At 69.5% G+C, this 5,121-nt stretch carries 4 protein-coding genes; 1 reads left to right on the forward strand and 3 read right to left on the reverse strand.

From position 1 onward, the window contains the following. Positions 1 to 173: 173 nt before the first annotated feature. From IY392_RS05160 to IY392_RS05170, 3 genes are read right to left on the reverse strand one after another with little or no spacing between them, the layout of a single operon-like run. A complete protein-coding gene (locus IY392_RS05160) occupies positions 174 to 1,247 on the reverse strand; it encodes a phosphotransferase family protein (protein ID WP_107758145.1) in 1,074 nt (357 codons plus the stop codon). Between the two features lie 51 nt (positions 1,248 to 1,298). Continuing rightward, on the reverse strand, positions 1,299 to 2,642 hold the full coding sequence (locus tag IY392_RS05165; protein WP_107756809.1) for an MFS transporter: 1,344 nt from the start codon (positions 2,640 to 2,642) through the stop codon (positions 1,299 to 1,301). A 36-nt stretch (positions 2,643 to 2,678) separates the two neighbouring features. Then, positions 2,679 to 4,340: a class I adenylate-forming enzyme family protein gene (locus IY392_RS05170; protein ID WP_194860698.1), complete on the reverse strand. Its 1,662-nt coding sequence runs from the start codon at positions 4,338 to 4,340 to the stop codon at positions 2,679 to 2,681. 125 nt (positions 4,341 to 4,465) lie between these two features. On the opposite strand from IY392_RS05170, the gene IY392_RS05175 reads away from it, so the two are divergent. Further along, on the forward strand, positions 4,466 to 5,077 hold the full coding sequence (locus tag IY392_RS05175; protein ID WP_182612349.1) for a TetR/AcrR family transcriptional regulator: 612 nt from the start codon (positions 4,466 to 4,468) through the stop codon (positions 5,075 to 5,077). The last annotated feature ends 44 nt before the right edge of the window (positions 5,078 to 5,121 follow it).

Genomic DNA, 5,121 nt, shown 5'->3' on the forward strand with positions numbered 1-5,121 from the left:
GGTGACCACGGCTACACGCCCGTCCAGGCGGAAGCGGTCGAGCACGGGCTGCGCCGCGATCGGGCCCGTGCGGGGGTCGACCGGCCCGCGCACGGCCCGGGCGGAGGCATCGGATGCGGTGTCGTCGGACGCGCTGGCGCCGGGTGCGGGTGAGGTGGACGCGGGATCAGCCATCAGCGGGTGCCTTTCCGGGAGTCGAGGATCGAGTGGCCGTACTCCACCAGTTCGCGGATCTGCGGGCCGATGTCGCCGAAGTCCTGTCCGGCCATGTCACCGGCCTCCGAACGGGTGGCCACTCCCTGGGCGATCGCCGCGAACTTGAACGTCGCGAACGCCAGATACCAGGGCATGTGGGCGGGGTCCGTGCCGGTCGCGGAGCAGTACCGGTCCAGCAACCGCTGTGGGCCCGGCCATCCGGGACCCGTGGTCAGGCTCGGGATGAGCGGGACCTCGGGGCCGTCGGGATCGCCCCAGTACAGAACGGTCTGGGCGAGGTCGGCCACCGGATCGCCGAGGGTCGACAGTTCCCAGTCGAGGATCGCCTTGATCCGCCCCGGATCATCGGCGTCGACCACACAGTTGTCCATGCGGTAGTCACCGTGGATGATCCGCGACGACGGCGAGGTGGGCAGGTCCTGTCCGAGTCGCGCGGCCAACTCGGGCAGGCGGTCCGCGCGGACGCGTTCGCTCGCCTTCTCGGACTGTCCCAGCCACCGGCGTAGCTGACGTTCCAGGTAACCCTCCGGCCGCCCCAGATCCCCCAGACCGACGGCATCCTGGTCCACCGCGTGGAGAGCGACCATCGCGTCGATCTGCGCGTCCGCCATGGCCGCCTTGTCGTCGTCGGTCTCGGCGTAACCCGGCGGCAGTGCGTCACGGATCACGTGACCGACCACCTTCTCCATCACGTAGTACGGGACACCAAGGTCCTCACCGGTGGTCTCGTTGAGCACGATCCCGGCCACCGGGACGTCCGTCGACGCCAGCCCCAGCTGGATGCGCGCCTCGCGACCCATGTCGTGGGCGCTCGGGAGGAGCTCACCCGTGGGCGGCCGACGCAGGATGAGCTCGCCGGCGTCCGAGCGGAGCGTGAACGTCAGGTTGGACTTGCCCCCCGCGATCAGCTCGGCGGAGAAGTCCGTCCAGGCCGCCTCGCCCGTGGCCTCGGCGATCCTGGGCCCCACGACGTCGGGGCGGAGGAGTCGGTCGACCGCCAGGCCGGCGGACGATGCTGGTGGAGTGGTCATGGGGTGATCCTCGCGGTTGATGGGCGGTCGGATGGCCGGAACGGGCACGGACTAGTCGTGGCCGACCGTGTGCAGGTCGTTGCCGCGGGTCTCCTTCATGATCGCCGTGGCGATGAGGGTGCAGACGCAGAGCACGATGATGTAGGCACTGATCATCCAGTACACGTCCCACTCGATGAACTGCGCGTTGAGGTACGGTGCGCTGCCGCCGAAGACCGCGACGGACAGGGAGTAGGCGAAGCCGATGCCCGCCGTGCGCATCTTGGTGGGGAACGCTTCGGACATGAACGACGAGAGGATGGATCCGGCGGCGGCGACCAGCGTCATGGCGATGAGCGAGGTGAGGAACAGGGTCCACGGCCGGTCGTCGATCATGCCCATCAGGAAGGGGGTGGTGACGATGGTGCCGACCGCGAAGATGAAGATCACCGGACGACGGCCGATCTTGTCCGACAGCAGGCCCCACAACGGAAGGGTGCACAGGGCGACCAGCTGGCTGCCGAAGATCATCCAGAAGGCGGCGCCCGCATCCATGTCGCGCTGCGTGATGGCGAACGTGGAGGCGTAGGAGCTCCAGGTGTAGTGGGCGACGGTGACGCCGGAGACCATGGTCACGACCAGCGCGATCGCCCGGGCGAGACGGCCCTTGGAAAAGGTGACGACCGGGGAGGTCGGGTCGGCCGCGGCCGCCTCGGCGGCCTTGTCGAAGACGTCGGACTCCTCCATGCCGGCCCGCAGGTACAACACGAACAGGGCGAACACGGCGCCGAGCAGGAACGGGATGCGCCAGCCCCACTCGCCGACGGCGGACTCGGACAGCACGGCGGTGATGGTGCCGCCGACTCCGTAGGCGACGACGGTGCCGCCCATGATGGCGACGAAGACCAGGCTCCCCCACATGCCGCGGCGATGCGGCGGTGCGATCTCTGCGACGTAGCTGTACGCGGTCGCGGACTCACCACCGTGGGCGAAGCCCTGGACGATCCGGCAGAGCAGGAGCAGCACCGACGCGAAGACGCCCAGGGTCTCGTAGCTCGGCAGCAGGCCGATCAGCAGGCTCGCGCCCGCCATCATGAGCATGGTGGTGATGAGGACCCACTTGCGGCCCTTGATGTCGGCGATCCGGCCGAAGACGATCCCGCCGAGCGGCCGGACCAGGAAGCCCACCGCGAAGACGGCGAACGTCGCCAGCAGGGCCGAGACCGGGTTCTCGTTGTTGAACATCGCCGCCGCGATGAACGGGGCGAACACCGCGTAAGCGGTCCACTCGTACCACTCGAACAGCTGCCCGGTGGTGCTGGCGGCGAGCGACCTCTTGGCGTTCTTGTTGCCCTCGGCGGACTGGGTCGGGGTGACCTCCGAGGGGAGGTCGGGGCGGATGCTGGCCTCGGCCATGTCATCTCCTTCGGGTCGGGTGAGGGGTCTGGGGGATCAGGAGGGGGTGTGCTCGTCGCGGAGTTCGCGGCGACGGATCTTGCCGGTCTGGGTCTTGGGGAGTTCGCCCACCACGTGGACCTCGGAGGGCCGCTTGTACGCGGCCAGGCGCGATGCGGCGAACGAGATCAACTCCGCCTCGGAGGCGGTGCGTCCCGCCTTGAGGGAGACGAACGCGACCACCTTCTCGCCGCGGTACTCGTCAGGAAGGCCGACGACGGCGGCCTCGAAGACCGCGTCGTGCTCGTACAGGACGTCCTCGACCTCTCGGGGCCAGACCTTGTACCCGGAGGCGTTGATCTGGTCCTTGAGTCTGTCGACGAGGTAGACCCAGCCGGCGGAGTCCATGACGGCCACATCACCGGTGTGCAGTCGGCCCCCGGGCATCGCCCCGGCGGTGGCCGCGTCGTTGCGCCAGTAGCCGGAGACGACCTGCGGTCCGCTGAGGACGAGCTCGCCCTGCTGGCCGGGCGCGACGGGCCGGTCGTCGACCCCCACCACGCTCGCGTCGACGCCGGGGAGCGGGACCCCGACGGAGAGGGTGCCGCTGGACTCGTCGACCGGGGCGCGGAGCCCGGGCGGGACGGCGATGACCCCCGAGGTCGTCTCTGTCATGCCGTAGGCATTGTGGATGTAGTGCCCGAACCGCTCTCTGAATCGCTCGACCGTCGACGGCGGGATCGGCGCTCCCCCGCTGTAGAGGGTCTTGACGGAGGCGAAATGCTCCGGGCCGGCCCCGTCCAGTCGCATGAGGGCGTTGAACGCCGTGATGGACCCGATCGTGTAGGTGACGCGGTGTTCACGGAAGGCGTCCAGGACGACCTCGGGCCGGAAGCGCCCGGCGAAGACCAGCGCAGTATCCCCCAGCAGACCGAGGGCCGCGTTGATGACCGCGCCGGTGATGTGGAACAGCGGGGCGATCGCCAGGACCACGTCCCCCGGCACGACACCCACGAAGTCGGCGAAACTCCGGGCCACGGACACCACGTTCGCGTGCGAGTTCATCGCGCCCTTGGGTGGGCCGGTGGTCCCCGACGTGTAGGTCAACAGCGCGAGGTCGTCCGGGGACACCGCGACGGGCGCCGGGGTCCGACCCGAGAAGTCGGAGATGAGCTGCACCAGATCGCCGTCCTCCGACGGCACTCCCGAATCCGTGCCTCCGAACACCCGGGGATCGTTCCGGGTCTGCAGGTCCTGCTCACTGGTACTGAGGATCCACCCGACGTCGGTGCCCTCCACGCTCTCGCGGATCGCGGCGACGTCCCGGTCGGTCGCGATGATCCCCACCGCGCCGGAGTCCTCGACGGGCAGCCGGAGCTCGCGGCCGAAGTACATGGGGTTCAGGACCACGGCGGCGGCGCCGATCTTCCACAGGGCGAGCAGGGAAATGGCGTACTGCGGGATGTTCTGCAGGTGGATCCCGACGCGGTCGCCGCCCTGCACGCCTCGATCCTGAAGCGCCGCGCCGAGGGCGTCGGACAAGCGGTCGACCTCGCGAGCCGACAGCACGGTGTCGAAGTACGCGACCGCGGTCCGGTCCGGACTCGTCGCGACTCGGTCGCGCCAGGCGGCGACCAGCGTTGATCGCTGCTCGGCGAGGCCCTCGTCGACGCCCGGGCGGTACACGTCCCGCCACGGGCGCGCGCTCGGTCCACTCATCGTCGCCCTCCATTTCCATCGCCCCGACCGAGCGATCGCTCGGTCCGATGTAGTGTTACCCACACCACATCACGTGTCAAGTGACCGACAGCTAGGGTTTTTCGATGACCGAGGAGAGTCCACCGATGAGCGACTGGCGAGAATTCGGGCCCGACACCCTGTCGCCCCCGTTGCGGGCCGCGCTGGCCGTCTTCGCGCGACACGGGTATCACGGCGCCTCGATCAGGATGATCGCCGAGGAGGCGGGCCTGTCGGTTCCGGGCCTCTACCACCACTATCGCTCGAAGCAGGCGATCCTCGCGGCCGTGGTGGACGCCGCGATGGCCGAGATGTTCCAGCACACCAGAGCGGCCGTGGAGGACGCCGGCAGCGACCCGGTCGCGCGGTTCGAGAATCTCGTCGAGTCCCTGGCCCGGTTCCACATGGCCAGGAGGGACCAGGCGTTCGTGGCCTCCACGGAGATACGGAGCATGGACCCGGACGTCCGTGACCACCACATCGCCCAGCGCGACTCGCAGCAGACGATGCTCGAAGACAGCATCCGGGCCGGCGTCGAGTCGGGCCATTTCGCCTGCGAGCACCCCGAGGACGCGGCCCGCGCGATCTCGTCGCTGTGCGTGTCGATCTCATCCTGGTACCGCCCCGACGGCCCCCTGACCGCCGACGACGTGGTGGCGCGCCAACTGCACTTCGCCCGCGGGATGGTCGGCGCGGGTGCGAGACGCAGGGGTCGCTGACGCGCTCGTGGGGTCCGGTATCCCGTCACCGCCCCCGCGCCGAC

The sequence above is a fragment of the Dietzia sp. SYD-A1 genome (assembly GCF_015356725.1).
In the GTDB taxonomy this organism is placed as follows: domain Bacteria; phylum Actinomycetota; class Actinomycetes; order Mycobacteriales; family Mycobacteriaceae; genus Dietzia.